28 protein-coding genes are annotated in these 26,544 nt (G+C 61.8%); 11 read left to right on the top strand and 17 right to left on the bottom strand.

The window, feature by feature from the left end; translation table 11 throughout:
• Positions 1–156: 156 nt before the first annotated feature.
• Positions 157–903 carry a DsbA family protein gene (locus tag BW967_RS02410; RefSeq protein ID WP_076483417.1) on the top strand — a complete coding sequence of 249 codons (747 nt, stop codon included), beginning with the start codon at positions 157–159 and terminating at the stop codon, positions 901–903.
• A gap of 244 nt (positions 904–1,147) precedes the next feature.
• On the opposite strand, the gene BW967_RS18465 is transcribed toward BW967_RS02410, so the two are convergent.
• From BW967_RS18465 to hemA, 4 genes are all read right to left on the bottom strand, one after another.
• Positions 1,148–1,720, bottom strand: coding sequence for a hypothetical protein (locus tag BW967_RS18465; RefSeq protein ID WP_139327781.1), 573 nt, complete (start codon positions 1,718–1,720; stop codon positions 1,148–1,150).
• 344 nt (positions 1,721–2,064) lie between these two features.
• Positions 2,065–3,186 (bottom strand): flavodoxin-dependent (E)-4-hydroxy-3-methylbut-2-enyl-diphosphate synthase, encoded by a 1,122-nt coding sequence (ispG, locus tag BW967_RS02405; protein ID WP_076483416.1) that lies wholly within the window; start codon positions 3,184–3,186, stop codon positions 2,065–2,067.
• Positions 3,187–3,301: 115 nt separating this feature from the next.
• Positions 3,302–4,498 (bottom strand): helix-turn-helix domain-containing protein, encoded by a 1,197-nt coding sequence (locus BW967_RS02400; protein WP_076483415.1) that lies wholly within the window; start codon positions 4,496–4,498, stop codon positions 3,302–3,304.
• A gap of 105 nt (positions 4,499–4,603) precedes the next feature.
• Positions 4,604–5,833 (bottom strand): 5-aminolevulinate synthase, encoded by a 1,230-nt coding sequence (gene hemA / locus BW967_RS02395; protein ID WP_076483594.1) that lies wholly within the window; start codon positions 5,831–5,833, stop codon positions 4,604–4,606.
• A gap of 235 nt (positions 5,834–6,068) precedes the next feature.
• Here hemA and BW967_RS02390 point away from each other — a divergent pair, with 235 nt between their 5' ends.
• Positions 6,069–7,445 carry a M20/M25/M40 family metallo-hydrolase gene (locus BW967_RS02390; protein ID WP_076483414.1) on the top strand — a complete coding sequence of 459 codons (1,377 nt, stop codon included), beginning with the start codon at positions 6,069–6,071 and terminating at the stop codon, positions 7,443–7,445.
• A gap of 191 nt (positions 7,446–7,636) precedes the next feature.
• Here BW967_RS02390 and proB read toward each other — a convergent pair whose 3' ends face one another.
• The 12 genes from proB to BW967_RS02330 form a co-directional block, all read right to left on the bottom strand.
• Positions 7,637–8,740, bottom strand: coding sequence for a glutamate 5-kinase (gene proB / locus BW967_RS02385; protein ID WP_108188555.1), 1,104 nt, complete (start codon positions 8,738–8,740; stop codon positions 7,637–7,639).
• Entirely contained in the window at positions 8,740–9,765 is a 1,026-nt protein-coding gene (obgE, locus tag BW967_RS02380; RefSeq protein ID WP_076483593.1) for a GTPase ObgE, read from the bottom strand. The genes proB and obgE overlap by 1 nt, the downstream gene beginning before the upstream one ends.
• Positions 9,766–9,922: 157 nt before the next feature.
• Positions 9,923–10,462, bottom strand: a complete 540-nt coding sequence (locus tag BW967_RS02375; RefSeq protein ID WP_076483412.1) for a GNAT family N-acetyltransferase — start codon at positions 10,460–10,462, stop codon at positions 9,923–9,925.
• A gap of 189 nt (positions 10,463–10,651) precedes the next feature.
• Positions 10,652–10,921: a 50S ribosomal protein L27 gene (rpmA, locus tag BW967_RS02370; RefSeq protein ID WP_076483411.1), complete on the bottom strand. Its 270-nt coding sequence runs from the start codon at positions 10,919–10,921 to the stop codon at positions 10,652–10,654.
• Between the two features lie 6 nt (positions 10,922–10,927).
• The gene (rplU, locus tag BW967_RS02365) at positions 10,928–11,377 is read right to left on the bottom strand and encodes a 50S ribosomal protein L21 (protein WP_076483410.1); all 450 of its coding nucleotides are present in this window, start codon (positions 11,375–11,377) and stop codon (positions 10,928–10,930) included.
• 297 nt (positions 11,378–11,674) lie between these two features.
• Entirely contained in the window at positions 11,675–12,214 is a 540-nt protein-coding gene (locus tag BW967_RS02360; protein WP_076483409.1) for a peroxiredoxin, read from the bottom strand.
• A 57-nt stretch (positions 12,215–12,271) separates the two neighbouring features.
• A complete protein-coding gene (gene fdxD / locus BW967_RS02355; RefSeq protein ID WP_076483408.1) occupies positions 12,272–12,643 on the bottom strand; it encodes a ferredoxin FdxD in 372 nt (123 codons plus the stop codon).
• Positions 12,644–12,709: 66 nt separating this feature from the next.
• Positions 12,710–13,798: an FAD:protein FMN transferase gene (locus BW967_RS02350; RefSeq protein ID WP_076483407.1), complete on the bottom strand. Its 1,089-nt coding sequence runs from the start codon at positions 13,796–13,798 to the stop codon at positions 12,710–12,712.
• A complete protein-coding gene (locus BW967_RS02345; protein ID WP_076483406.1) occupies positions 13,795–14,289 on the bottom strand; it encodes a SoxR reducing system RseC family protein in 495 nt (164 codons plus the stop codon). The genes BW967_RS02350 and BW967_RS02345 overlap by 4 nt, the downstream gene beginning before the upstream one ends.
• 1 nt (position 14,290) lies before the next feature.
• Entirely contained in the window at positions 14,291–14,488 is a 198-nt protein-coding gene (locus BW967_RS02340) for a DUF362 domain-containing protein (RefSeq protein WP_076483405.1), read from the bottom strand.
• Positions 14,489–14,551: 63 nt separating this feature from the next.
• On the bottom strand, positions 14,552–14,839 hold the full coding sequence (fdxC, locus tag BW967_RS02335) for a ferredoxin FdxC (RefSeq protein WP_076483404.1): 288 nt from the start codon (positions 14,837–14,839) through the stop codon (positions 14,552–14,554).
• 26 nt (positions 14,840–14,865) lie between these two features.
• Positions 14,866–16,170: an FprA family A-type flavoprotein gene (locus BW967_RS02330; protein WP_083951860.1), complete on the bottom strand. Its 1,305-nt coding sequence runs from the start codon at positions 16,168–16,170 to the stop codon at positions 14,866–14,868.
• Positions 16,171–16,562: 392 nt separating this feature from the next.
• Between BW967_RS02330 and rsxA the strand changes: the two genes are divergently transcribed.
• Genes rsxA through BW967_RS02290 form a run of 8 tightly spaced genes read left to right on the top strand, consistent with a single transcriptional unit; the run spans position 16,563 to position 23,044 of the window.
• Positions 16,563–17,144, top strand: a complete 582-nt coding sequence (rsxA, locus tag BW967_RS02325) for an electron transport complex subunit RsxA (protein ID WP_076483403.1) — start codon at positions 16,563–16,565, stop codon at positions 17,142–17,144.
• A 20-nt stretch (positions 17,145–17,164) separates the two neighbouring features.
• Positions 17,165–17,728, top strand: coding sequence for an RnfABCDGE type electron transport complex subunit B (locus BW967_RS02320; RefSeq protein ID WP_076483402.1), 564 nt, complete (start codon positions 17,165–17,167; stop codon positions 17,726–17,728).
• Positions 17,725–19,287 (top strand): electron transport complex subunit RsxC, encoded by a 1,563-nt coding sequence (gene rsxC, locus BW967_RS02315; protein ID WP_076483401.1) that lies wholly within the window; start codon positions 17,725–17,727, stop codon positions 19,285–19,287. Before BW967_RS02320 ends, rsxC begins: the two co-directional genes overlap by 4 nt.
• On the top strand, positions 19,284–20,384 hold the full coding sequence (locus BW967_RS02310; protein WP_076483400.1) for an RnfABCDGE type electron transport complex subunit D: 1,101 nt from the start codon (positions 19,284–19,286) through the stop codon (positions 20,382–20,384). Before rsxC ends, BW967_RS02310 begins: the two co-directional genes overlap by 4 nt.
• Positions 20,381–21,040 (top strand): electron transport complex subunit RsxG, encoded by a 660-nt coding sequence (gene rsxG, locus BW967_RS02305; RefSeq protein WP_076483399.1) that lies wholly within the window; start codon positions 20,381–20,383, stop codon positions 21,038–21,040. The genes BW967_RS02310 and rsxG overlap by 4 nt, the downstream gene beginning before the upstream one ends.
• Positions 21,040–21,771: an electron transport complex subunit E gene (locus BW967_RS02300; protein WP_076483591.1), complete on the top strand. Its 732-nt coding sequence runs from the start codon at positions 21,040–21,042 to the stop codon at positions 21,769–21,771. Before rsxG ends, BW967_RS02300 begins: the two co-directional genes overlap by 1 nt.
• The gene (locus tag BW967_RS02295) at positions 21,768–22,025 is read left to right on the top strand and encodes an RnfH family protein (protein WP_076483398.1); all 258 of its coding nucleotides are present in this window, start codon (positions 21,768–21,770) and stop codon (positions 22,023–22,025) included. Before BW967_RS02300 ends, BW967_RS02295 begins: the two co-directional genes overlap by 4 nt.
• Positions 22,026–22,039: 14 nt before the next feature.
• Positions 22,040–23,044, top strand: coding sequence for an FAD-dependent oxidoreductase (locus tag BW967_RS02290; protein WP_108188556.1), 1,005 nt, complete (start codon positions 22,040–22,042; stop codon positions 23,042–23,044).
• Positions 23,045–23,285: 241 nt separating this feature from the next.
• On the opposite strand, the gene katG is transcribed toward BW967_RS02290, so the two are convergent.
• Positions 23,286–25,457, bottom strand: a complete 2,172-nt coding sequence (katG, locus tag BW967_RS02285) for a catalase/peroxidase HPI (RefSeq protein ID WP_076483396.1) — start codon at positions 25,455–25,457, stop codon at positions 23,286–23,288.
• A 117-nt stretch (positions 25,458–25,574) separates the two neighbouring features.
• Here katG and BW967_RS02280 point away from each other — a divergent pair, with 117 nt between their 5' ends.
• Complete coding sequence (locus BW967_RS02280; RefSeq protein ID WP_076483395.1) at positions 25,575–26,495, top strand: hydrogen peroxide-inducible genes activator; 921 nt, start codon at positions 25,575–25,577, stop codon at positions 26,493–26,495.
• The last annotated feature ends 49 nt before the right edge of the window (positions 26,496–26,544 follow it).

The raw sequence follows: 26,544 nt of genomic DNA, 5'->3' as shown, positions 1-26,544 counted from the left end.
CCGCGATTTGGCAAGGTCAATCGGACGCGGCGCGCACAGGCGGCCAATGACAAAAGCCTGAACAAAAGAGCCGGGTTTTTTCTTGCACCCTCCGCCCCCATTGGCCAAGGTGCGCCGGACCGGCCCGGCACGTGTGGCCCTTTTCAGGATGTTCTCATGACCCGTCTTTCGCTTGCTGCTTTCGCGCTGACCACCGCCCTTGCGCTGCCCGCCGCAGCCTTTGACCTCAGCGCGATGAGCCCCGCCGAGAAAGAGGCCTTTGGCGGCGCGGTGCGCGACTATCTGATGGAAAACCCCGAAGTTCTGGTGGAGGCGATCAACAAGCTCGAAGAACGCCAGCAAGCCCAAGCCGCGCAAGATGACCGCGTTTTAGTCCAAACCAACGCGCAAGATATCTTTGAGTTTGCGGGCGATTGGGTCGGCGGCAACCTTGAGGGCGATATCACCATGGTCGAGTTCATCGACTATAAGTGCAGCTATTGCAAAAAGGCCTACGAGGTCGTCGATGAGGTTCTGAAATCGGACCGCAACATCCGCTTTGTGGTCAAGGAATTCCCGATCCTGTCGGATCAATCGGTGCTGGCCGCGCGCTTTGCCGTGGCGGTGAAACAGGTCGCGGGCGACGCGGCTTATGAAGCGGTGCACAACGAACTGATGGCGTTTCGGGGGGATATGACGCTTGAAAGCCTGTCGCGCCTTGCCTCGGAGCAAAAGATCGACCCGGATCTGGTGATTGCCAAGATGAACACCGAAGAGGTCACCGCCGTGCTGCGCGCAAACGCGCAATTGGCCGAGCGGATGGGCATTGCCGGCACCCCGGCCTTTGTCGTGGGCGGCCAATTGCTGCGCGGCTATGCGCCGACCGAAGCGATGCACCAAATCATCGCCCAAGAACGCGGGTAAAGCGGAGGGCGCAGCGCCCCCTTTGCCCTTTGAGCAAGTTCCCTGAGGGATGTTCAAGCAAAGTCGAAAGGCGCCGGGACGGGCGCCTTTTTTTGTTGGGGGGGCAAACGGGAGCAGCGCGGATGGGGGCTGGTTTGCGGACTTTGCTACCATTTTGCTTCACGTCTCGCCGGTCATTGCGCCTTGTGTGTAAAAGGGTAGCGTTGCGCAAAAACTGACCTCGCCCACAGCACGCGCAGAAACCTCAACGAGCACGGGCAACATGCTCTGGTATGACCCCCATCCAATTGCCGTTTCCAGAAACGACAATGAAATCGTCGGCACTTAGAGTGTTCAAAACACTTGGATCGATGTTGCAAATATCGTCCGCAAAATAAGGCTTATGTCTCAGGAAAACACCGCGAATACAGTATTTTCTATCCCGATTGGGGTTCAGATCACTTATCTCCATTTCAATCTCAGTATTCGCACCAGATACCCTCAGAACCAAAGATGGTACGCTGCTCTGCAAGAATACCTGAAAGCAAACGGCAAAAGTCAACATGAGAGCAACTCGAGACGTAAAGTATTCAAAATGTGATATTTCTCGAGAGAACGTTGCTGCAAAATCAGAGTAGTCCATGGCCAGAAAATTTACCATGCCAAAGCCAACAATAACCAAAAAGTAGATCGGCCAAGTGCTTTCAATATACTCATCAGACGGTACGACATTAGGTTTGAGCAAGATTTCTGAGAATGGAGTAAATGCGCAAAGCAAGAGAGCAGCGCCGCGTGTATAAACAACGAGTTTGCCACGTTCAGAAAGCAAAGCTGCCATGTCGCCTCTATTTGCTTTGCATGCGCCACGAAATGCCGCACCCACGGTTGCACAATGGGTTGCATTTTTCAGAGCGTCAACGTGCAATGCTTTGCAGAAACAGACGGTGCAACATCGCCGGTATATCCGCAGAACCACTCACAGGGACTGCACCTGATATGGGGACTTTCGGGGCTCAAACCAGTCATTCCTCCCACCCAACTTTATGCGCGCCCATGAGGCGACGATCGCTACCCCCCCCAAAAACGAAAGGGCGCCCTGACCGAGCGCCCTCCTTCGACTTTGTCCAAATATCCCGGGGGTGAATTGGCCATAGGCCAAGAGGGGGCAGCGCCCCCCTGCCCTTATTCCGCCGCTTGCTCGGCGGCTTCGAGTTCTGCCGCGCGGGCCTCGACCAAGCGCACGATCTCCTCGACCATTTGATCGTTGGACATTTTGTGGCTTTGCTTGCCCGCCATATAGATCATGCCCGAGCCCGCGCCGCCGCCGGTGAAGCCGATATCGGTCATCAGCGCCTCGCCCGGCCCGTTCACCACGCAGCCGATGATCGATAGGCTCATCGAGGTTTTGATGTGCTCAAGCCGCTTTTCCAGCGTTTCCACGGTTTTGATCACGTCAAAGCCTTGGCGCGCGCAGGAGGGGCAGGAAATGATCTGCACGCCGCGCGTGCGCAGGCCCAAAGATTTGAGGATCTCATAGCCCACTTTCACCTCTTCCACCGGATCGGCAGAGAGGCTCACCCGGATCGTGTCGCCAATGCCGGACCACAAAAGGTTGCCCAAGCCCACGGCGGATTTCACCGTGCCCGCCATCAGCCCGCCAGCTTCGGTGATGCCAAGGTGCAGCGGTTTATCTGTGGCTTCGGCCAGCGCGCGGTAAGCGGCGGCGGCCAAGAACACATCCGAGGCTTTGACGGAGATTTTGAACTCGTGGAAATCGTTGTCTTCGAGGATTTTGATATGGTCGAGACCGCTTTCCAGCATCGCTTCCGGGCAGGGCTCGGCATATTTGTCGAGCAGGTGCTTTTCCAGCGAGCCCGCATTCACGCCAATGCGCATCGAGCAGCCGTGGTCTTTGGCGGCCTTGATCACCTCGCGCACGCGGGTGGCATCGCCAATATTGCCGGGGTTGATGCGCAGGCAGGCCGCGCCCGCCTCTGCCGCCTCAATCGCGCGTTTGTAGTGGAAGTGGATGTCGGCGATGATTGGCACCGGGCTTTCGCGGCAGATTTCCTTCAGCGCGCGGGTGGCATCTTCATCCGGGGCCGAAACGCGGACGATATCGGCGCCCACATCGGCGGCGCGCAGCACTTGGTCGAGCGTCGCCTTCACATCCGAGGTGATGGTGTTGGTCATCGTTTGCACCGCAATCGGCGCATCGCCGCCCACGGGCACATTGCCCACCCAAATCTGACGCGAGGGGCGGCGCGCGATGTTGCGCCACGGGCGGATGGGGTTGTGCGACATGAGAGGCCTCCAATTCGTTGCCCAAGACATAGGTCAGCCGCTGCGCTAGGGCAACGGACGGGTTGTCGCTTCCACCTCATGAGGCGCAAAAATGACAGGGCTGTGATAGAGGCGCTTAGTCGCCCAAGCTGGCCGAGGCATCCGCCACGGTCACAAGGCTCGCCAGATCACGATCTGCGGAAAGATCGGCCAGCGCATAGCTTTCCCCAAGCGCTTCGGGCGAAAGCACGATGTTCTTGGTCACGGCGCCTTTTTCCCCCACCGGGCCATGCGGCACACCGTTGACGGCAAAATAGATCGCGCCCGATTCCCCGGTGCGCAGCTTTGGCGGCTCGGCAAGTTTCGGCACGGCGAAACGCTCGCCAGCATCCATCACTTTTTCAAACAGCACCGACCCATCGGCCGAGGTGATCCGCACCCAAGACGGGCGCACCGCCAAGACCACAACCTCAGAGGCATCGGCCCCCAAGGTGCGCACCACTTGCTCCGCTTGCGGGTTGGGCTGCGGACGCGCTTCGGTCATCAGCATCGGCGCAGGTGGAGACACCGGCGCAGGGCCTGCCAGAAGGCCCGCTTCACGCGGATTAATCGCCGCAATCGGGCCATCGCGCGCGATCAGCACCGGCGTTTCCAGCGCGGCGGGACGATAGAGCCGATCAAAGCTTTCGGTCGTGGGCGCTTGCGGCAGCGCATCATTGGCCGCCATTTGCACCGGCGCCACCGATTGCAGCGGGTCAATCTCGGCCACAACGCCGGGGGCCTGATCCACCGGGGCAAGCTGCACGCGCTGCACCTCTTGCAACACCGACCAGCCGCCATAGCCGATCCCACCCGCAACCATCAGCACAACGGCGAGCGAGCCCACCGCGCGCGGGTCGATCTTGGTCCAGAACGGCGCTTGTTTCGGAATGAAAGACGCATTGGGATTGGCAAGCGACGCGGTCAAATCCGCCGGGCGACGCTGCGGCTTCGGCCCCGAGGCGGCAGCGGCCAAACCATGCGTCGGTTCAAAACCCGCTTCGGCACAGAACCGCTCAAACGCCCAATCGGGATCAATGCCCAGATAGCGCGCATAGGAGCGGACAAAACCAGCGATGAAGGAGGGAGATTCAAATGCCGAAACATCGCAGTTTTCAATCGCCGCAATGTGGATGGCTTTGATGCGCAGCTCGCGCTGCACATCGAGCAATGATTTGGCAAGGGTCGCGCGTTCCCCGCGCAGAACATCCCCCAGACGCAGCTCGAAATCGTCAAAGCCCTTGGGCCCAACTTCAGCTTCTTGCGTCGAAGGTTTGCCCTTCCACTTGATCATGTGCCTGTCCCGCCCCAGTGGTGTTATGCCGATTCGAGCCTGCTAGCGCGAATTCCTTGACAAAGAACTACCATACCCGGGACGGGCATGCACCCGTAGAAGTGATCAGGCGACCGCTTCGGCACGATTCAGCGCACAGCGCGCCCAGAGCGCATCCATGGCATTCACGAGCCCATCGATCTGGGTCAGATCATGCACCGGCGACGGCGTAAACCGCAGACGTTCGGTGCCGCGCGGCACGGTCGGGAAGTTGATCGGCTGCACGTAAACGCCGTAATCGCTGAGCAGCATATCCGACACCGCTTTGGTGTGGACGGGGTCGCCGATGACGACCGGAACGATGTGGCTGCCGTGGTCGATGACCGGCATGCCAAGCGATTTAAAGCGCATTTTCAACTCTTTAGCATGCAGCTGTTGCATGTCGCGGAGCTTCTGACCTTCGGCGGTTTTGAGGAAGGCGATCGAGGCGCGCGCGCCCGCAGCAATCGCCGGCGGCAGCGAGGTCGAGAAGATGAAGCCCGGCGCATAGGAGCGCACGGCATCGACCATTTTCGCCGACGTGGCGATATAACCACCGAACACGCCATAGGCTTTGGCGAGCGTGCCGTTGAAGATATCGATGCGATCCATCAGGCCATCGCGCTCGGCCACACCCGCGCCGCGGGGGCCATACATGCCCACGGCATGGACTTCGTCGATATAGGTCAGTGCTTTGAATTCATCGGCCAAGTCGCAGATTTCTTTGATCGGGCCAAAGTCGCCATCCATCGAATAGATCGATTCGAAGGCGATCAGCTTCGGCGCGGCCGGATCATCGGCTTCCAAGAGTTCGCGTAGATGCGCCACGTCATTGTGACGGAAGATCCGCTTCGGGCCTTGGTTGCGCTTGATGCCTTCGATCATCGAGGCGTGGTTCAGGCTGTCGGAATAAATGATCAGGCCGGGGAACAGAATGCGCAGCGTCGAAAGCGTGGCGTCGTTCGCAATATAAGCCGACGAGAAAACCAGCGCGGCTTCTTTTTGGTGCAGATCGGCGATCTCGGCTTCCAGCGCTTTGTGGTAAGCGGTGGTGCCCGAAATATTGCGGGTGCCGCCCGAACCAGCGCCAACGGCTTCCAGCGCTTCATGCATCGCGGCCAGAACAACCGGGTGTTGACCCATGCCCAGATAGTCGTTGCCGCACCACACGGTGATGTCTTGCTTGCCACCATCGGGGCGGTTCCATTGCGCTTTCGGGAAAGCGCCTTTCTCGCGTTCGATGTTGATGAAAGTCCGATACCGGCCCTCGTCATGGAGACGTTGAAGAGCTTTGTCGAGCGCGAGATTGTAGTCCATGTTCATCACCCCTGGCTTCTATGCACTTGGTTGTGTGTCGCCGGGCGTCGGCTCATCGGCCCTATCCGGCACGGGTAGTGTTAAACCCCAAAGTCAAAAAAGGGGAGAATTAAATTGTCGCATCTCGGTGCATAATTATCCCCTAAGGCTCAAACTTTAAGCATCGCCTGTTTTCCACCCGCTCTGGCCCTTCCGGAAAACGGCTGCTACGGTTTTGGCTCGAAGGAGACCACTCATGACGCTTGACGCCGTTCTTTCCCGCATTGACGACACCCTGCCCGAAGCCACTGACCGGCTGATGGACTTGCTGCGCATTGCCTCGATTTCCACCGATCCCGCCTATAATGGGGATTGCGCCCAAGCCGCCGCTTGGCTGGTGCAGGAATTGAAATCATTGGGCTTTTCTGCCAGCGCGCGCCCCACACCGGGGCATCCGATGGTGGTGGGCCGCCATGCAGGCGAAGGCCGCCACATCTTGTTTTACGGCCATTACGATGTGCAGCCCGTTGACCCGATTGAGCTTTGGGAACGGGACCCGTTTGACCCGGTGATCCAGCAAGGCCCGAAAGGCCCGCTGATCCGCGCACGCGGGGCCTCCGATGACAAAGGTCAATTGATGACCTTTTTGGAAGCCTGCCGGGCGTGGAAAGATGTGCATGGGGAATTGCCGGGCAATCTGACGATCTTCTTTGAAGGGGAAGAGGAATCGGGCTCGCCCTCGCTCATCCCGTTCTTGCAAGAAAACCGCGAGGAGCTTTCGGCCGATCTTGCGCTGATTTGCGACACCGGGCTGTTTTCGGACCATATTCCCGCCATTGTGACCATGCTGCGCGGCCTTGCCAAAGTGGAATTCACCATCCGCGCGGCCAGCAAAGACCTGCATTCGGGGATGTTTGGCGGTGTGGCGATCAACCCGATCCGGGTGCTGACGCGGATCTTGGGCGGGCTGCATGATGACCAAGGCCGGGTGCAGGTGCCGGGCTTTTATGACGATGTCGCCGAACTCCCCGACGCGGTCGCCGCGCAATGGCAAGCGCTTGGCTTTGATCATGCCTCCTTCCTTGGCGGGGTGGATCTGACCACCCCCGCAGGCGAGGTGGATCGCACGCCTTTGGAGCAAATCTGGTCGCGCCCCACCGCCGAGATCAATGGCATCTGGGGTGGCTATACCGGCGCGGGCTTCAAAACCGTGCTGCCCTCGCAAGCCAGCGCCAAGGTCAGCTTCCGGCTCGTCTCGGGCCAAGACCCCGACAAAATCCTGCCCGCCTTCAAAGCCTGGATCGAAGCGCAACTGCCGCCCGATTGTGAGTTGATCTGGAGCGAGCCCGAGGGCAGCCCCGCCTCCACGATGTCGATCACCGATCCGGCCTTTGATGCGGCGCGCGCGGCGCTGTCGGATGAATGGGAGCGCCCGGCGGCCTTCGTTGGCTGCGGCGGGTCGATCCCGATTGCGGGCTATTTCAAAGAGTATCTGGGCATGGATGCGATGCTGATCGGCTTTGGCCGCGATGATGACCAAATCCACTCCCCGAACGAGAAATACGACCTCGAAAGCTTCCACAAGGGCATCCGCTCTTGGGCGCGTATCCTCGACCGGCTGTCGCAGCAATAACTGGCGCTGGGGGGCGCTGCCCCCCGTCCTTTCAGGACGCCCCCCGGGATATTTAGAGCAAGTTGAAAGCAAGAAGGGCGCGCCGCTGGGGCGCCCTTTTCAATGACCTGAGGTCTTCGACTTTGTGTAAATATCCCGGGGAGAATTGGCTTAGGCAAGAGGGGGGCAGCGCCCCCTGCCCCGGCGCAAATTCAGCCAATCACCATATCATCGCGATGCAGCAGCACCGCGCGGCCCGGATAGCCCAAAATGCTTTCGATCTCGCCCGAGCGATGCCGCGCGATTTTGCGCGCCTCTTCGGCGGTGTAGCGCACAAGACCTTTGCCAAGCACCGCACCATCGGGGCCGGAAATGGTCACGGGTTCGCCGCGCCCAAAGCGGCCTTGCACCTTCACCACGCCCGCAGGCAGAAGCGATTTGCCCGCCCGCAGCGCGCCCACCGCCCCGGCATCCACCATCACCTCGCCGCGCGGTTTCATCGCTGCGATCCAGCGTTTGCGTGCGGCTTGCGGGTCGCCCTCAGGCAAGAACCATGTGCAATTGGCGCCTTGCGCCAGCGCCAAAAGCGGCTGCGGCACCGAGCCTTCCATAATCGCCATCGCGCAGCCGCCTGCCACGGCGGTTTTTGCCGCCAAAAGCTTGGTTTTCATCCCGCCTTTGGACAGGCCCGAGATCGGGTCACCCGCCATCGCCTCGATCTCGGGGGTGATGTGCTCAACCACATCAAAGCGGGTCGCGGTTGGGTCTTCTTTCGGGTTGGCGGTGTAAAGCCCATCGACATCGGAGAGCAAGATCAACTGATCCGCGGCCACCGTCACCGCGATCTGCGCGGCCAGCCGGTCGTTGTCACCAAAACGAATTTCATCGGTGGCGACGGTGTCGTTTTCATTGACGATCGGCACCACGCCCATCGACAAAAGCGTTTCCATCGTCGCGCGGGAATTGAGGTAGCGGCGGCGGTTGTCGGTGTCTTCCAGCGTCACCAAAACCTGCGCGGTCGTCACCCCATGCGGCGCGAGCACCTCTTGATAAGCGCGGGCAAGTTGAATTTGCCCCACTGCCGCAGCGGCTTGCGATTGCTCAAGCGGCAAAGGCCCGGCGGGCAGGCCCAGTACGCGCCGCCCCAAAGCGATTGAGCCTGAGGAGACCAGCACCACATCACTGCCGCGTTTGCGGGCGGCGGCCACATCGGCGGCCAACCCCGCAAGCCAATCCGAGCGCAGCCCGGCAGCATCGACCAAAAGCGCCGAGCCGATCTTCAGCACCAACCGCTGCGCAGCCTCGACGCGCGGCATTACGGTTGCCACGGTTTCACCTCATCCTCATCGCGGCGATCTTCGGAAATTTCGGCCCAAAGCGCGCGCAGCACCTCGTTCACACCCTGTTTCGACACACCCGACATCACAATCACCGGCCCGCCAGAGGCTTTTTCCAACGCGCGTTTGCGGCTGGAAAGCGTTTTGCTATCAAGCGCATCGGCCTTGTTCAGCACCGTGACACGCGGCTTTTCATAAAGCTCTTCGGCATAGGCTTCGAGTTCGCCAATGATGGTCCGGTAATCTTTGGTAATCGTGCTTGAGGTGCCATCGACCAGATGCAACAGCACCGAGCAGCGCTCCACATGGCCCAAGAACTGATCGCCCAAGCCGCGCCCCTCGGACGCGCCTTCGATCAGCCCCGGAATATCGGCCATGACAAACTCTTTGCCATCCACGCCCACCACGCCCAAGTTCGGCACAAGGGTGGTGAAGGGGTAATCTGCAATTTTGGGTCGCGCATTTGAGACCGCCGACAGGAAGGTCGATTTGCCCGCATTGGGCAGGCCCAGAAGCCCGGCATCCGCAATCAGTTTCAGCCGCAGCCACAAGGTGCGCTCCACCCCTTCTTGGCCGGGGTTGGCGTTGCGCGGTGCGCGGTTTGTTGAGGATTTGAACCGCAGGTTGCCCCAGCCGCCATTGCCGCCCTTGGCCAGCAACACGCGCTGCCCCACTTCGACGAGGTCGGCAATCACCGTCTCTTCGTCTTCATCAATAATCTCGGTGCCCACCGGCACTTTCAGCACGATATCATCGCCATCTTTGCCGGTGCGCTGGCTGCCCATGCCGTGCTGGCCGGTTTGCGCGAAGAAGTGCTGCTGATAGCGGAAGTCGATGAGCGTGTTGAGCCCGTCCACCGCCTCAGCATAAACCGAGCCGCCCTTGCCGCCATCGCCGCCATCGGGGCCGCCGAATTCGATGAATTTCTCACGCCGAAAGCTGACGCAGCCCGCGCCACCGCCGCCCGAACGGATATAGACTTTTGCAAGGTCGAGAAATTTCATCGCCATGGCCCCTTTCGCAAGGCGCCCGTTTACGCGCATGGCGCGCATTTCGCAAGCGGCGCATGGGGGCAGAGCGCCCAAAGCCCAAGGATATTTGGGGCAAGATGAACAAAGGCCACCAAGGGCGGGTCGGGGAGGGTTGCCCCTCCCCCACAACTCAGTCGAGCTTCTTCACATAGGTCCAGGTCGGCACACGGGCATTGCGCGCCAAAGACCAGCTTTCGGCATCGCCCAGATACTCAAAACCGTTATGGGTCAGGACACGGGCCGAGCCGGGATTGTCTTGAAAGACCTCGGCCATCAGCGTGCGGGCACGATGCGGGTTTGCCGCAATCAGCGCCGCAACCGCCTCGGAGGCAAAGCCCGTATTCCAAAAGCCCGGGCCAACCCAAAAGCCGATCTCGGATTGATCGTCTTCAAGACGGGTGAGCGAGACGAGCCCCAGCACCTCGGCCAGACCATGATCAGAGCCATCAAGCGCCCAGACATCTTCAGCCCGCCCCTCAGCCAGCGCGCGCAAGATGAAATTCTCGGCAGTGCCCGGCGGCAGCGGATGCGGGATAGCACGCGTCCCCTCGGCCACGCGCTTATCGGCGGTGTACATCGTAATCAGCCCAGCATCCGAGCGCCGCAAGGGGCGCAGGATAAACCGCTCGGCCTCAATCACCGGCTGCGCAGGTATGGTCGTCTGAAACATCGCGCTCTCCTCAAACGCTGGCCGTTCTGGCCCTAATCAAGAAACAAAACGGCCCTGTGACAAAGCTGTGCAGGATTGGGACCGTTTTCAACTGCGACCGCTTGCCTCGCCTCCCCCAGACGCAACAAACGAAAAGGGGACCGGCTTTGCAGCCGATCCCCCCATTTTCTTTTACCGGGTTCGTTCGGCTTATTCCGCGGCCTCCGCGACCGGGAGAACCGAAACGAAAGTGCGGCCCTTGAGGCCCTTGCGATAGGCAATCTTGCCATCGACAACGGCGAACAGGGTGTGGTCCTTGCCCATCATCACGCCTTCGCCGGCCCAAACTTTGGTGCCGCGCTGACGCACGATGATGTTGCCCGGAACAGCCGTTTGACCGCCATAGAGTTTCACGCCGAGGCGACGACCCGCAGAGTCGCGGCCGTTACGCGAAGAACCGCCTGCTTTCTTGTGTGCCATGGGGGATTACTCCTGTGCTTCAGCGGCTTTTTTGGAAGCGCGCTTCGGTTTCGCGGGGGCAGCTTCGGGAGCCGCAGCGCCATGCAGCGCGCGACGCACCGAGGCGGTGCCGACGGCTTCTTTGACACCCGATTTGTCGGCGCCCGAGGCCAGCACTTCGGTGACGCGCAGCAGCGTGAGCTGCTGACGGTGGCCACGGGTGCGCTGCGACGAGTGTTTCCGGCGGCGTTTGTGGTAGGTGATGACCTTGTCCGCTTTGATCGTGTCGATCACTTCGGCCACGACGGCAGCGCCTTCCACAGTGGGAGCGCCGACGGTGAGCGTTTCGCCACCGACCATCAGAATTTCGTTGAACTGGACTTTTTCACCAGCCGCGGCGGCAATGAGTTCCACGCGGAGCACGTCGCCCGCTTGAACTTTGTATTGCTTGCCGCCCGTTTTGAGGACCGCGAACATGCGTTCTTCCTTTTGTCAGCCGCGCCCTGTGGCCCCCAATGGGTGTTACCGGGTTGCCCCGCCTCGGACAGCGCGCCCATAGGGGCGTTGTTAAAACATGACCCCGGCGGAGAGGAGACTCGCCGCCGGGTCCGCGCCTTATCTGTGAGCGGGCCTTATGTGTCAAGCCATTTCGGGGCACGCGCGGACTGGGCTGGACCGTTTCATGCGTCCCTGCCCTTTGTCTTTTATATATGCAAAAGCAAAAGCCCCGCACAAGGCGGGGCTTTCCTATCTTGGGGCCGGGTTGCGCCGGGCTTAGGCCGCAACCGCTTGGTTGAGCCAAGCCATCACATTTTCCGGGCTCGAGACACCATAGGGGTCTTCGGGGCAGTTATCCATCAGACCGGGCTCTTCGAACCACGCTTCAATCACACCGTCATTGACGATGCAGGCATAGCGCCACGAGCGCAGACCGAAGCCGAGGTTGTCTTTGCGCACCAACATGCCCATGCGGCGGGTGAATTCGCCCGAGCCATCCGGGATGACTTTGACGTTTTCCAGCCCTTGCGCCTTGGCCCATTGGTTCATCACGAAGCTGTCGTTGACCGACAAGCAGTAGATTTCGTCGATGCCCTTGGCCGCAAAATCCGCGAAGCCTTTTTCAAAGCCCGGAAGTTGGTAGGTCGAGCAGGTCGGCGTGAACGCGCCCGGCAGCGAGAACAGCACCACGCGTTTGCCCGCGAAATAGTCGGAGGTGGTCACATCCTCCCAGCGGAACGGGTTCGGCCCGCCAACGCTTTCGTCGCGCACGCGGGTGTGGAAGGTGACTTCAGGCAGTCGGGAGTTGGTTTTCATGATCAATCCTCTGGGTCGTTGGCCGACGCGCCGGGGAGGCGGCGCGTCGAAGAATGGTCAGGCAGAACCGCCAGGCGTTCCGGTGAAGCTCACCAGCACGTCTTCGTCGCGCGGGATGAACTGGCACGCCAGCCGGAACCGCGGCGGGATGTCGTTCACTTCGGCTTGTTCCAGCTCTTCCGCCGAAATCATCTGAAGTTCCTTCAACCGCGCCTTCTCCTTCTCGGTCAGCGACATCCCCATCAGGGGCTTGTCACCCAGCGCTGTTACTTCGATCAGGCACGAACCGCAATCACCATCGCCGCATTCGAACGGAATCGGGATTTCATGCTCTTTGGCGAGCGACAGAATGGTCGCGGTGTTGCCCGCCACAGCATAAATCGTCTTGTCTTTCTTCATGATCGGGGACGTAAAGGTAATATTGGACATCGCTCTCTCCTTTTATGCGAGTGGGGGCACCCCCCAAAGGGGGCACAGCAAGGGCTATGCCAGCGCCTAGTTGCAGCGCGGGCGGGGTGAGGCGGGCAGATCGACCAAGGTCACGGGGGCGGGAAAATCGCCCCCCACCGGATCAAGCCGCGCCCGCATGGAAGGCGTGGCGAAAATCTCGCCCTGCCCGGTGATCATCAGCACATTCTCAACCCCCATCTGCGCGGCGATGCGCGGCCAATCTTGCGCACCGGCCACACTCAGCGCGGTGGCGGCGGCATCGGCGAGCGCGCCGTTTTCAGCCAGCACCGAAACCGAGACGATATCGGTCACAGGCCGCCCCGTGCGCGGGTCAAGAATGTGAGAAAAACGAAGGCCCCCGGCCTCAAGATACCGCTCATAATTGCCAGAGGTATGCAGCGCCTCGCCGGGCGCGAGTTCGAGCGCCGCCACCACCCCCCAAGCGAAGGGGTCGCGGATCGCCACCCGCCACGGCCGCGCGCCATGGCTGCCCATCACCTGCACGCCGCCACCGGCGTTCAGGACCGCATCGGTAATGCCTGCGGCGCGCAGATCATCTTCGGCCAAATCGAGCGCCGCGCCTTTGGCATAGGCGCCAAGGTCTAGCTGCACGGCGGGATTGGCGGCGCGGATCGTGGTGCCATCAATCGTCACATCCAGCATGGTCGGATGCGGCGCAATCAATGCGGCAATGGTGTCCTCGGAGGGCGGATCACCCTCGGGCAGCGTGTCGGCATGAAAGCCCCACGCCTCGATCAACGCGCCGATCCCCGGATCAAAAAGCCCATCAGAGGCGCAGGCGAGGTCACGCCCCCGTTCCAAAACCTTCGCCAAGGTCGGGTCGACGGAGATGCTTTCGCCCGCCGCAAAGGCCGCATTCAGGCCTTCCAGCGTGCCGGGGCGCCACGCGTGCCAATCTTTGTGGATATGTTGTAGATGCTGATCGACACGGGCAATCGCAGCCTTTGCCTTGGCCTCGTCCACGCCGTGGATTTCCACCTCGACCAGCGTGCCAAACAGATAAAGCGATTGGCTCACATCCGGTTCGGGGCGCAAAGCGTGGACTGTTCCGGCCAAGGCCAGCACCGTCACAGCGGCGATAGAGAGCCGAAAAAGCGCGCCCCGTGCCTTCATGTGTGGCAACTCTCCACGCGCGGCGGATGCACGGCGACCGCTTGCAATTCGGCCACGTTTCGCCCGCGTCGCTCCATCAAAGCCACCGGAACAAAGCCAAGCGCCAAAGCCCCAAGGCCAACGAGCCCCGAAAGCAGATCCCCTGCCCCGAGCCCCGCCGCGATGGACACCCCCACCACCAAGGTCGCAGCCGGCAAAAGATAGGCGAGCCCGGCAGCCGCCAAAAAGTCATTGCCGCCCATCATCACCTCAAGCTCATCGCCGGGGCGGATTTCCAAGCCTTCGGGGCGGGCAATCTCAAGCAGTTGCGGGCGCGACAACTGGGCCAAAGCCCCGGTGCCGCAGCCCTTGCGCGAGGCGCAAGCCGCACAGCCCGCCGCGCGGTCGGCCAAAACCGTCACCCGCTCGGGCCCCACCGCCACGACCCGCAGCCGCTCGCTCAGCGCGCGCGGTGCGGGATCGGCGGCAAGATCGGGCGTGCAGCCCGTCATCTTACGCCTCGATCGGCGTGATGCAGCCGTCTTCCATGCAGGTCGAGACGCAATGCGGCAGGTCTTCCCCTTCGCATTCGTTGCACAGATCGGCGTTGATCGCATAAACGCCTTTTTTCGGCGAGATCGCCTCGGTCGGGCATTGCGGTTCGCAATCGCCACAGGAGGTGCACAGGTTCGGGTCGATTTGCATGGCCATTGGAATTTCCTTTCCTGGTCAGGGTTTTGCGAGCCGAAGCTCGCGGTGGAAGGCTTTTAACTTTTAGCCCGGACGGACTTTGACGTTCCCGCCAAGGACACGGCATTGGCAAGCGAGCCGATCGTCGCTGCCTGCCAAATTCTCCGACAGCACCCGCATTTCCAGCGCCGAGGGTTCCGAGAGGTTCTCGGCGCCTTCAACCACATGGGTCAGGCAGGTGCCGCATTCGCCCTCGCGGCAGCCGTAAGTGATGCCGGAGCCAACTTTTTCGGACATCTCAATGATCCGGGTTCCGGGGGGAACGTTCACTGTGATCGAGACATCGGTGAACGTCAGTGTCGCCTTTTCCATGCTTTGTCCTTCGTTCTTAAATCCGGTTAGCGGGCGGCAAGTTCTGCAAAGTCGATTTCGCGCGGCGCGGCGGTGCCGGTGAGTTGCTGCGCCAAACGACGGCCAAAGGCGCGCCCCTCTTCCAACTCTTCGGGGGACGGGTGCAGTTTGACCCGCAGCCCCGGTTCGGGCAGGCGCATTTTCAACCCTTGCAGCCGCGCCTCAACAAGGCGCACCGCCTCACCCGACCAACCATAAGATCCAAAGGCTGCGCCCAATTTCCCCTTGGTTTCAATATCTACCAAGCGCGCAAGCATATCCCAAACGGTGCGCACCGCATCCCCGTTGATGGTGGGCGTGCCAAGGGCGATCCCGTCAGCCTCTTCGATCAGATCAAGGAACGGAGAGATATCCGAGCCTTCCAGATCAAAGAGCGAGACCCGCACACCGGGTTCTTCTTCGGCGCCATCATGGATCGCCTGCGCCAATTGCGCGGTCGAGCCATAGGCCGAGACATAAAAGATCAGCAGCACTTTCTCGGCGCTGTCCGCCTTGCGGCGCGGCGTCGCCAAAAGCCGTGTGCGCGCCAGCCAATCGCGGGGCGCGGAGCGCAAAATCGGGCCATGGGCCGGGGCAAGCACTGCGAAATCCAGCGGCTCGATCTTATCGAGCGCCGAAGTCACGAAACTGCGGAAGGGCCGCATGATCCGGTCGAAGTAATTGTCAAAGGCAAGGCGGAAATCATCCACCTGATCTTCAAACAGCCGCCCATCGCAGAAATGGCTGCCAAAAAGATCGCAGGTAAACAGCACCCTCGCATCGGCAAGCCAGGTGCATTGCGTATCGGGCCAATGGACATAGGGCGTGTTGATGAAATCAAGCTTGCGGTCGCCCAGATCGGCGCTGTGGCCGGTGGTGACGGGGCGCACCTTGGCGTTATCAAACTCGGCCCCCAAAAGCGCGCGCAGCATCGGCAGCCCACGCGGGGACAGCAGAATTTCTGCCTGCGGCGCACGGCGCACCAATTCGGGCACGGCGCCGGTGTGATCAGGCTCAAGGTGGTTCAAAACGATGTAGCGGATCTCGTCGTAAGAGGCGCTTTCCTCAAACCGCTTGAAGAAGGCTCCGGTGAATTCGGCTTTGACGGTATCAATCACCGCCACGCCTTCCGAGCCGCGCACGAGGTAAGAATTATAGGTCGTGCCGTTGGAGGTTTTCAAAATCACATCGAAGCTGCGCAGACCGGGGTCCAACGCACCGATCCAGGTCACACCGGGGGCGACCGTGACCGGACCCTCGGGGCCGGTGGTGCGGGGCGCGGGCGGGCGCAGGGCAAAAGGCGGGACGGACAAGGTCTTGCTCCGGTTGGGCGCGAAAAATGCGCATCACAAAAGATGCAGCAAGAACCATGCCAAGCGCCCCAAAGCCCGCCATAGCGCCGCCCCGCCCTGCCCCGCTTGGCCCAAGGCCGGGAAAGTCGGGTTTCACACCACGAGCCCTGCTCCCGAATGCGTGATGGCGCAGGTCCGACAATTTGTAGGGAATGCGACAAGCCTTGCAAAACAGGCACAAAGCCTCGTTTCCCCATCCCACAGTCCCCGCGCCGACGTTCCCCCGTGCCTGCATGACCCGCGCGCGCAAAAAGCACCCCGCCACCCGCCAGACAAAGCCACTTGGCACAGGCTTTGCTTCAACTCTCGCAAGGGCTCGCATTTCCCCCGACGGGCCGTGAACGGAGGCTGGCATGCACGACTTTTTCCTGATCCTGCTCAGCACGGCGCTGGTGAACAACGTGGTGCTGGTGAAGTTTCTGGGCCTGTGCCCCTTCATGGGCGTGTCGCGCAAAACCGATGCTGCCATCGGCATGGGGCTTGCCACCACCTTCGTGCTGACGCTTGCCGCGGCGGCCAGCTGGTTTGTTGAAGTGCTGGTGCTGGAGCCGCTCGATTTGGGCTTTCTGCGCATCCTGAGCCTGATCTTGGTGATCGCCGCGATCGTGCAGTTTATCGAAACCGTGCTGCGCAAGCTCTCGCCGGGGCTGCACCGCTCGCTTGGTATTTATCTGCCGCTCATCACCACCAACTGTGCGGTGCTGGGCGTGGCGCTTTTGAACATCCAAGAAGGCCACGGCTTCGCCTCTAGCCTGCTTTACGGTTTTGGCTCGGCGCTTGGCTTCACGCTGGTGCTGGTGATCTTCGCGGGCATGCGCGAGCGCATGGCGCAGCTGGCCGTTCCTGCCCCCTTCGCGGGCGCCTCCATTGCCTTTGTATCTGCGGGCCTTCTGTCGATGGCCTTCATGGGCTTTGCCGGCCTCGTGCCTAATTGAGACGATAAGGAGTACCCGAGATGATCGAAGCCGTCGCCGCGATGTCTGCCCTGGGGACCGGGCTGGGGCTGATGCTCGGTTTTGCCGCGCGCAAGTTCCATGTCGAAGCGCCCCCGGTGGTGGATGCGATTGACGCGATCTTGCCGGGCACCAATTGCGGCGCCTGTGGCTACCCCGGTTGCCACGGTCTGGCCGAGGCAATGGCGGCGGGTGAAGCGCCCGTCACCGCTTGCACGCCGGGCGGCCGCGATCTCGCACTCGAACTCGCGCAGGTCGTGACGATTGAAGGCGATGGCGCGCTTTCGGGCATGGCCGAGGTGGAGCCGATGGTCGCCTTCATCTTTGAAGACCACTGCACCGGCTGCACCAAATGCTTCAAGCGCTGCCCGACCGACGCGATCATCGGCGCGAACCGGCAAATTCACACCGTCATCACCGATGCCTGCACCGGCTGTGACGCCTGCATCGAAGTTTGCCCGACCGAGGCGATCGTCAAGCGCGTCAAACCGAAATCCCTGCGCCAATGGTATTGGGACAAACCCGAACCGCGCCTTGGCGCCGCCAGCACGGAGCGCGCAGCATGAGCCTTCTGCCCTCTCTTTCCACGCTTTTGCACCCGTCGCAGTTCTTCAGCTTCAAAGGCGTGCACCCCGATCCGCGCAAATACCTCAGCTCTGAAAGCGAGATCGAGGTGATGCCGGTGCCGACCCTGATCCGGCTGCCTTTGCAACAGCATATCGGGGCCGAGGCCGAACCGATCGTGGCGCGCGATGATTATGTGCTCAAAGGCCAGTTGGTGGCGAAGGCGCGCGGCCCGGTGTCGGCCAATATCCACGCGCCCACCTCGGGCCGGGTGATTGCGGTCGGTCATTTCATCGCCCCGCACCCGTCGGGCCTGCCGGTGCCCACCATCACCATTCGTCCCGATGGCGAAGACAAATGGGGCCCCCGCCTGCCGCGTATGCGTCCCGAAGATGCCACGCCCGAAGAGATTTCCGCCCAAGTGGCCGAAGCCGGGATTGTCGGGATGGGGGGCGCGACCTTCCCCTCTGCCGTGAAGCTCAATCTGCGCGCCAAATATGATCTGCACACGCTCATCATCAATGGCGCAGAATGCGAACCCTACCTCACCTGCGATGACCGCTTGATGCGCGAACGCGCCGAGGAAATCGCCGACGGCATCGGCATCATGGGCCGCGCGCTTGGCGTGAAAAACATCATCGTTGCGATTGAATCGAACAAGCCGCAAGCGATTGATGTGATGAGCCGCTACAACCGCGCGCTTGACTATGTGTTCCAAGTGAAGGTCGTGCCGACGCAATATCCGATGGGCTCGGAAAAGCATCTGGTGCGAATTTTGACGGGCAAGGAAACCCCCGCCCGCGCGCTCACTGCGGACCTTGGCGTAGTGGTCCATAATGTCGCCACGGCGCATGCCGTCCACAATGCGGTGCGCTACGGCGAGCCGCTGATTTCGCGGATTGTGACGGTCTCGGGCCGCGCCGCGAAACGGCCCGCGAATGTCAAAGTGCTGATCGGCACCCCGGTGTCTGAAGTGATCAACCATTGCGGCGGCTTTGCCGAAGAACCCGACCGGCTGCTGCTGGGCGGGCCGATGATGGGCCAACCGATCCACAACCGCCGCGTGCCGATTGTGAAGGGTGCAAACGGGATTTTGGCGCTGTCAAAAGCGGAAACCCCCGGCTCTGACGTGATGCCCTGCATTCGCTGCGGACGCTGCGTGCAATCTTGCCCGGTGGGGCTGACGCCCTTTGAAATGAACGCCCGCATCCAAGCCGATGATCTGGATGGGGCCGCGAAAATCGGCCTGATGGATTGCCTGACCTGCGGCTGCTGCGCCTATACCTGCCCGGGCAATATCCCGCTTGTGCAGACCTTCCACTTCGCCAAAGGCAAGCTGGCCGAGAAGCAAAGCCGCAAGCACCAAGCCGAAGAAACCAAACGCTTGGCCGAGGCCCGCAAGGCCCGCGAAGAAGCCATCGCCGAGGCAAAACGCCAGATGATGCTGAAGCGCAAAGCCGAGATGGAAGCCAAGAAAAAAGCCGCCGCTGAAAAGGCCGCTGCGGAAGCCGCCGCCGCCGAACCCATGGCGCAACAAACCCAAGGGGAGGCCAACTCGTGACCGCGCAACCGCTTCTGGCCGCTCCGCATACCCATACCGTCTTCACCGTGAACCGCACGATGCTGGCGGTGGTGCTGGCGCTGACGCCCGCCACCGTGTTTGGCCTCTATCAATTCGGCTGGCCCGCGATTTTTCTGTTTATCACCACGGTGGCCTCTGCCTATCTGTTTGAAATTCTGTCGCTTTGGGTGGCGGGCAAACCGATTGGCCCCTTTGCCCGGGATGGCTCTGCGCTGCTCTCCGGCTGGCTTGTGGCGATGACCTTGCCGCCCTATGCGCCGTGGTGGGTGGGTGTGATTGGCTCGGGCATCGCGATTGTGATTGCCAAACACATGTTCGGCGGTCTGGGGCAAAACCTCTTCAACCCCGCGATGGTTGCGCGTGCCATGCTGCTCATTGCCCTGCCCGTGCATATGACCACTTGGGTGCCGCCGGTGGGTCTGTTTGAAGGCCCCGGCTTTGTGCATTCGCTCGCCATCACCTTTGCCGGGTCGAGCGAATATGATGCGATTTCATCGGCTTCGACGCTGAGCCATATCAAAAGCCAGTTGGGCGCTGGCGCCTCGATGGGGGCGATCACGCCCGATCTGGCAGACCTCAAAGCGCGGTTGATTGGCCTTGTGCCCGGCTCGATGGGCGAAACTTCCACCCTGCTCTTGCTCGCGGGCGGCTTGGCGCTGGTCTTCATGCGCATCATCACGCTCGCCATTCCGCTTTCGGTTCTGGGCACAATCGCGGGGCTTTCCTTCATTGCCTCGACGCTCGCACCCGACACCTTCGCCCCGCCGATCCTGCACCTCACCGCAGGCTCGACCATGCTCTGCGCCTTCTTCATCGCGACTGATTACGTGACCTCTCCGGTCTCGGCCTTGGGCAAGGTGATCTATGGCATCGGCATCGGCGCGCTGATCTTTGTGATCCGCACTTGGGGGTCGTTCCCCGAAGGCGTGGCCTTTGCGGTGCTCTTGATGAACTCCTGCACGCCGCTGATTGAGACCTATGTCCGCCCGCGTGTCTTTGGGCGCACCCGCACCGGCAAACCGTTGCCGATTGCCAAACCGAAACGCACCAAACAAGCCGCCGGAGACAAGGCATGAGCGAGGACATCAAAGAGCCGAAACCAGCCAAAAGCTGGCTGAAATCCTCGCCCTTCGCGCATGGGCTGATGCTGGGGCTGTTTTCACTCGTCACCGCCGGGCTTTTGGCGATGGCCGACCAAACCACCCAAGCCCCGATCGCGCAGCGCAGCGCCGAAGATTTGGCCGCCTCGCTCGCGCAAGTGCTGCCCGCCGAGATCTATGACAACGATCCGGCCACCGATCTGCGCAGCGTGGAAGATGCCGACGAGGGCATGGTCAGCGTGCATATCGCCGCCAAGGGCAACAGCGTCACCGGCATGGCCTATGAGCTGGTAGGCTTTGGCTATTCCGGCGCGATCCGGGTGCTGATCGGCATTGCGCCCGATGGCACGCTTTTGGGCGTGCGGGTGCTGTCCCATACCGAAACGCCCGGCCTTGGCGATAAGATCGAAGTCGCAAAAGGCGACTGGATCGAAGGCTTTACCGGGCGTTCTTTGACCGACCCCACCCCCGATGGCTGGAAGGTGAAGCGCGATGGCGGTGTGTTTGACCAATTCTCGGGCGCGACCATCACCCCGCGCGCCGTGGTTGGCACCATTGCCCGCGGGCTGACCTTTTATGAACGCAACCGCCTTGCGCTCACCGCCCCCATCCCCCGCAACGGAGACGAATGATGGCCACAAATTTCGGCAAAATCGCCCGCGACGGTTTTTGGGATAAAAACATCGTCTTCGGCCAGCTTTTGGCGCTTTGCCCGGCGCTTGCCATCACCGGCACGGCCACGAACGGGCTTGGCATGGGGCTGGCTTCCACCGCCGTGCTGATCGCCTCGAACGGGATCATTTCGGCGCTGCGTAAAGTGATCGCCCCGGAAATCCGGATCCCGGCCTTTGTTCTGATCATCGCCTGCATCGTCACCGTGGTGGATATGGCGCTTAATGCCTATGTGCATGATCTCCATAAGGTTTTGGGCCTCTTTATCCCGCTGATCGTGACCAACTGCGCGATCTTGGGCCGCGCCGAAGCATTTGCCTCGCGCAATGGCGTGATCCCGTCGCTTTGGGATGGGTTGATGATGGGCATCGGCTTTACCGTCGCGCTGGTTCTGGTTGGCGCGTTGCGCGAGGTCTTTGGCTCGGGCACGCTGTTTGCCAATGCTTCAATCCTGCTGGGTAGCCATTTCGCCTTTATGGAAATGACGCTCTTTCCCGATTTTCCTGGCTTTTTGATCCTGATCTTGCCGCCCGGCGGCTTCATCGTGACGGGCTTCTTGCTTGCGCTCAAAGCGGTGATCGATGCGCGCGGCAAATCCATTGACGAAGAAATCCAAGAACTGCGCGCGCCCAAGGTCTTTACCGCCGCTGGCGCCCTTGGCCCCGTCCCGGTTGAGGAGGATGACGAATGATCGTGGGTGTTGCCTATGCCAAGCCGACCGCACAGGTCTGGAGACATGTTGATGTGCCCGAAGAGGCGACCGCGAAAGAGGCCATCGACCGTTCCGGCCTGTTGGAGCAATTCCCCGAGATTGATCTGGAAGAAAACAAGATCGGTGTCTTTGGCCAAATCTGCAACCTTGACCGAGTGCTGAAGGAAGGCGACCGGGTGGAGATTTACCGCCCCATTCACCCCGAAGCCGAACTTCTTGAAAAGAAACGCTGAAAAGGAGCGATGTGATGACCCGTATGAGCCGCCGCAGCCTGACCCTAGGCCTTTTGTCCGGCGCCGCGCTGGCGGCCACGGGCACCAGCTTCGCGCTTCGCAAGGGCGAGCGCGCCTTGGTGATTGGCGCGGGCCCCGCAGGCGCTTTGGCCGCCTCGAAACTTGCCGCCTCCAACCCCGGCGCCTCGGTCACGCTGATTGAGCGCGACCCGACCCGGATGGCGCGCGAGCCTGCCCCCGCCACCGCCTTTGACCGTCCCGCCTCGGGCGCAACGCTCTCCACGCTCGCCGCTGCAGGCGTGCAGGTGAAAATTGACGAGGTCACGGGCGTGGATTGGCGCGCGGGCCGCGCGGCGCTGTTCTCGGGCCGCGCTATGGCCTTTGACCGCTTGGTTCTGGCCCCCGGCATTGCGCCCAAGGTGGAAAAGATCGCCGGGCTGGATGCGCGCGCGCGCCACGCTTGGCCCGCCGCTTGGGGCAATGCCCGCGAAGCCCGCAGGCTTTCGTCGCAACTCGCCGCTTTGCGGGAAAACGGCCATGTCGTGCTGCGCCTGCCCGCTGAGATCAGCCACCCGCATGTGGCAATGACCCGTGCGCTCGCCTTGGCCCGCGCCGTGGCGGCGGTGCCCGGCGCGCGGCTTACCGTTTTGGATGAGAGCAATGATCCGGCTTTGCGTCAGGGCTTTGCGATGGCAGCGGGTCTTCAACGCATTTCGCGCAATGTCGCCTGGCTCACCCCGGCGCAGGGCGCGCGGGTGACGGCGGTCGATGCCGACCGCGGGCTGTTGCTGACCGATGCGGGCGAGATCCGTGCCGATGTGGTGAACTTCATCGCACCGCAACAGGCCGGGGTGCTGGCGCAAAAAGCCGGTCTCACCGATGCTTCGGGCTGGTGCCCCTGTGACGACCAAGGCCGCTCGGCGCGGGTGCTGGGCGCGGTGGTTCTGGGCGATGCCCGCAAATCCGCCGCGCGCACCGTGGCCTGCGCGCTGGCCTCGGCGCAAGCGCTTCCGGTGTGATTTTATAGAGATGAGGGCCGCGCCCGACCCGGGGTGGGCGCGTCGAAACGCTGGTGAGGGGCGCTTTATGGTGCCCTCAACTCGGACGATTGTTCTGTTCGCGCCGCAGCAATGCGCCCGCCCATGGGGCGGGTCAGGCGCGGCCCGGGCTTGTCGCCCGGACCATAAAAGACCCCATCGAGCCCAACAATAAAAAAAGGCCCCGGAACACGCCGGGGCCTTTCGTCTTTTTTGCCATTGCTTAGGCGCGCAGATCGAAGCGGTCGGCCTCCATCACCTTGACCCAAGCCGACACGAAATCGCACACGAACTTCTCGCCCGCATCATCTTGGGCATAAAGCTCGGCATAGGCGCGCAGGATCGAATTGGAGCCAAAGACCAGATCGACGCGGCTCGCGGGCCATTTCGTCACCCCACTCGCCCGGTCGCGGACCTCATAGCCGCCCGGCACCTTTTCCCAAGTGTTGCCCATATCGGTCAGGTTCACAAAGAAATCGGTGCTGAGCGCGCCGGGCTTATCGGTGAACACCCCGTCGGCAGAGCCGCCCGCATTGGCGCCGATCACCCGCAGCCCGCCGACCAACACGGTCATTTCCGCCGCCGTCAGCCCCATCAGTTGTGCACGATCCAAAAGCAGTTCTTCGGGCGCAACGGCGTAGTCTTTCTTCAGCCAGTTGCGGAACCCGTCATGGATCGGTTCCAGCACGTCAAAGCTTTCCGCATCGGTCATCGCATCGGTCGCGTCGCCGCGGCCCGGCGTGAAGGGCACGGTGACGGTGACCCCCGCCGCCTTCGCGGCCTGCTCGACGCCGACATTGCCCGCAAGCACAATCACATCGGCGACCGAGGCCCCGGCTTCCGCCGCGAGCGGCTCTAACACGCCCAGCACCTTGGCCAAACGCGCCGGCTCGTTGCCCTCCCAATCTTTTTGCGGCGCAAGGCGGATGCGCGCGCCATTCGCCCCACCGCGCATATCGGATTGGCGGAAGGTCCGCGCGCTGTCCCAAGCGGTTGCAACCAATTCCCCCACACTCAGGCCAGAAGCGGCAATCTTCGCTTTGAGCGCGGGGACATCATAGCCCGTCGGGCCGACCGGGACCGGGTCTTGCCAGACCAGATCTTCGCTCGGCACCCAAGGGCCAAGGTAGCGCGACTTCGGCCCCATATCGCGGTGCAACAGCTTGAACCAAGCGCGGGCAAAGGCATCGTTGAAGGCCGCCGGATCGGCCATGAATTTCTGGCAGATCGCGTTGTAAATCGGGTCCACCTTCATCGCCATATCGGCATCGGTCATCATCGGATTGTGCCGCTTGCTCGGGTCCGTCGCATCAAGCGGGCGGTCTTCTTCCGCAATCTCCACCGGCTCCCACTGCCACGCGCCAGCGGGCGATTTGCGCAACTCCCATTCATGGCCAAAGAGCATCTCAAAAAAGCCCATGTCCCATTTGGTCGGATGCGTGGTCCACGCCCCTTCAAGGCCAGAGGTGATGGCATTGGCCGCTTTGCCCGCCATCGTCGGGTTCGCCCAGCCAAGGCCCTGCGCGGTCACATCCGCCGCCTCCGGGTCCGCGCCTAATTGGCTTGCATCGCCATTGCCGTGGGTTTTGCCAACCGTGTGCCCGCCTGCCGTCAGCGCGACGGTTTCTTCGTCATTCATCCCCATTCGGGCAAAGGTTTCGCGCACATGCAGCGCAGTTTTCGCCGGATCGGGTTTGCCGTTCACGCCCTCGGGGTTCACGTAGATCAGCCCCATCTGCACGGCGGCGAGCGGGTTTTCCATCGTGTCGGGCTTTTCAACATCGCCGTAGCGGCCATCGGACGGCGCAAGCCATTCAGTCTCTGCGCCCCAATAAACGTCTTTCTCCGGCGCCCAAATATCTTCGCGGCCAAAGCCAAAGCCATAGGGCTTCAGCCCCATCGATTCATAGGCCACCGTGCCCGCATAAAGGATCAAATCCGCCCATGAGATTTTGCTGCCGTATTTCTTTTTGATCGGCCACAGCAGACGCCGCGCTTTATCAAGGCTCACGTTATCGGGCCAGGAATTGAGCGGCGCGAAACGTTGGTTGCCGGTATTGCCGCCGCCGCGCCCATCGGCGCTGCGGTAGCTGCCCGCCGCGTGCCACGCCATGCGGATCATCAACCCGCCGTAATGGCCCCAATCCGCTGGCCACCAAGATTGGCTATCGGTCATGAGCGCATGCAAATCGGCCCGCAGCGCCTCAAAATCCAGTTCCTGCACCGCTTCGCGGTAGTTGAAGCCTTTGAGCGGATTGGTCTTTTCATCATGCTGATGCAGAATGTCGAGGTTGAGCGCATTCGGCCACCAGCGCATCGTATCCGCGCCAAGCGCGGTCGCGCCGCCATGCATCACAGGGCATTTGCCCGTGCTTTTGAGATCATTGCCGTCCATCAGAGTTCCTCCCTTGAAGGCCTGTCTTGCGGGGTGTTCCGCCGTCTGCACACAAGCTAGGGGCGATGCACGATAATTTCCAATTGCAATAGCTGAAGGCTTCGATAAGAAAATCTGATGTTAAACCTGTCGATGAAGCAGTTGCGCTATTTCGATGCGCTCGCCCGTTTGGGCCATTTTGGCCGCGCGGCGGAAGATTGCGCGATCTCGCAGCCCGCGCTTTCGGTGCAAATCCGCGAGATGGAGGCCGCCGTGGGTGGCGCTTTGGTGGAACGCTCGGCCCGGCAAATCCGGCTCACGGCGCTGGGGGCCGCCTTTGCGCCCCGCGTGCGCGAGATTTTGCGCGCCGTGGATGAGTTGGGGCATTTGGCGCGCAGTGCGCGGGGGCCGCTCACCGGGCCAATGCGGCTTGGCGTGATCCCGACGATTGCGCCTTACCTTTTGCCGGGGCTGGTGCGCGAATGCGCGGTGACCTTTGCGGGGCTCGATCTTTTGCCGCGCGAGGCGGTGACGGGGAAGCTCGTCGAAGACCTGATCGAGGCACGGCTTGATGCGGCGATCATGGCTTTGCCCATTTCTGAACCCGCGCTTTTTGAAGAGCCGCTTTTTGAGGAAGATTTCGTGCTGGTGCGCCCGGCGGGGGATGCGGGGCTGCCGGTTCCCTCGGCGGAGGCTTTGCCGACGATGCGGCTGTTGCTGCTTGAAGAAGGGCATTGCTTTCGCGACCAAGCGCTTGCCTTTTGCAAACCCGGTCCCACGCAGGGCCGCTCGGTGATGGAAGGGTCTTCGCTGTCCACGCTCGTGCAAATGGTCGGTGTGGGCATTGGCGTTACGCTGTTGCCAGAGATCGCCCTGCCGGTCGAAACCCGCTCTGCGCAGGTCAATTTGGTGCGCCTGCCACCCCCCGTGCCGGGGCGCCGTGTGGGGCTTGTGTGGCGCCGCTCCTCCCCCTTGGGGGCGCAATTGCGCGCGTTTGGCGCGCTGATCGCGCGCCTTGGCGCGGCGCAACGCGATGCCGCGCGCGCGATGATGGGCTAGGCCACGCCCGCTTGGGTGCAGCTATCTGCCGCCGCGTCACAGGCTTGCC

Source organism: Rhodobacter aestuarii (assembly GCF_900156655.1).
Classification (GTDB): Bacteria; Pseudomonadota; Alphaproteobacteria; order Rhodobacterales; family Rhodobacteraceae; genus Rhodobacter; species Rhodobacter aestuarii.
The sequence above is the reverse complement of the archived record's forward strand: the minus strand, read 5'-3'. Positions and strand labels throughout refer to the sequence as shown.

Bases quoted from the DNA above. Each gene is read 5' to 3' on its own strand.
- BW967_RS02410 (WP_076483417.1), top strand. From the start codon at position 157: ATGACCCGTCTTTCGCTTGCTGCTTTCGCGCTGACCACCGCCCTTGCG.
- BW967_RS18465 (WP_139327781.1), bottom strand. From the start codon at position 1,720: ATGGCAGCTTTGCTTTCTGAACGTGGCAAACTCGTTGTTTATACACGC.
- ispG (WP_076483416.1), bottom strand. From the start codon at position 3,186: ATGTCGCACAACCCCATCCGCCCGTGGCGCAACATCGCGCGCCGCCCC.
- BW967_RS02400 (WP_076483415.1), bottom strand. From the start codon at position 4,498: ATGATCAAGTGGAAGGGCAAACCTTCGACGCAAGAAGCTGAAGTTGGG.
- hemA (WP_076483594.1), bottom strand. From the start codon at position 5,833: ATGGACTACAATCTCGCGCTCGACAAAGCTCTTCAACGTCTCCATGAC.
- BW967_RS02390 (WP_076483414.1), top strand. From the start codon at position 6,069: ATGACGCTTGACGCCGTTCTTTCCCGCATTGACGACACCCTGCCCGAA.
- proB (WP_108188555.1), bottom strand. From the start codon at position 8,740: ATGCCGCGCGTCGAGGCTGCGCAGCGGTTGGTGCTGAAGATCGGCTCG.
- obgE (WP_076483593.1), bottom strand. From the start codon at position 9,765: ATGAAATTTCTCGACCTTGCAAAAGTCTATATCCGTTCGGGCGGCGGT.
- BW967_RS02375 (WP_076483412.1), bottom strand. From the start codon at position 10,462: ATGTTTCAGACGACCATACCTGCGCAGCCGGTGATTGAGGCCGAGCGG.
- rpmA (WP_076483411.1), bottom strand. From the start codon at position 10,921: ATGGCACACAAGAAAGCAGGCGGTTCTTCGCGTAACGGCCGCGACTCT.
- rplU (WP_076483410.1), bottom strand. From the start codon at position 11,377: ATGTTCGCGGTCCTCAAAACGGGCGGCAAGCAATACAAAGTTCAAGCG.
- BW967_RS02360 (WP_076483409.1), bottom strand. From the start codon at position 12,214: ATGAAAACCAACTCCCGACTGCCTGAAGTCACCTTCCACACCCGCGTG.
- fdxD (WP_076483408.1), bottom strand. From the start codon at position 12,643: ATGTCCAATATTACCTTTACGTCCCCGATCATGAAGAAAGACAAGACG.
- BW967_RS02350 (WP_076483407.1), bottom strand. From the start codon at position 13,798: ATGAAGGCACGGGGCGCGCTTTTTCGGCTCTCTATCGCCGCTGTGACG.
- BW967_RS02345 (WP_076483406.1), bottom strand. From the start codon at position 14,289: ATGACGGGCTGCACGCCCGATCTTGCCGCCGATCCCGCACCGCGCGCG.
- BW967_RS02340 (WP_076483405.1), bottom strand. From the start codon at position 14,488: ATGGCCATGCAAATCGACCCGAACCTGTGCACCTCCTGTGGCGATTGC.
- fdxC (WP_076483404.1), bottom strand. From the start codon at position 14,839: ATGGAAAAGGCGACACTGACGTTCACCGATGTCTCGATCACAGTGAAC.
- rsxA (WP_076483403.1), top strand. From the start codon at position 16,563: ATGCACGACTTTTTCCTGATCCTGCTCAGCACGGCGCTGGTGAACAAC.
- BW967_RS02320 (WP_076483402.1), top strand. From the start codon at position 17,165: ATGATCGAAGCCGTCGCCGCGATGTCTGCCCTGGGGACCGGGCTGGGG.
- rsxC (WP_076483401.1), top strand. From the start codon at position 17,725: ATGAGCCTTCTGCCCTCTCTTTCCACGCTTTTGCACCCGTCGCAGTTC.
- rsxG (WP_076483399.1), top strand. From the start codon at position 20,381: ATGAGCGAGGACATCAAAGAGCCGAAACCAGCCAAAAGCTGGCTGAAA.
- BW967_RS02300 (WP_076483591.1), top strand. From the start codon at position 21,040: ATGGCCACAAATTTCGGCAAAATCGCCCGCGACGGTTTTTGGGATAAA.
- BW967_RS02295 (WP_076483398.1), top strand. From the start codon at position 21,768: ATGATCGTGGGTGTTGCCTATGCCAAGCCGACCGCACAGGTCTGGAGA.
- BW967_RS02290 (WP_108188556.1), top strand. From the start codon at position 22,040: ATGACCCGTATGAGCCGCCGCAGCCTGACCCTAGGCCTTTTGTCCGGC.
- katG (WP_076483396.1), bottom strand. From the start codon at position 25,457: ATGGACGGCAATGATCTCAAAAGCACGGGCAAATGCCCTGTGATGCAT.
- BW967_RS02280 (WP_076483395.1), top strand. From the start codon at position 25,575: ATGTTAAACCTGTCGATGAAGCAGTTGCGCTATTTCGATGCGCTCGCC.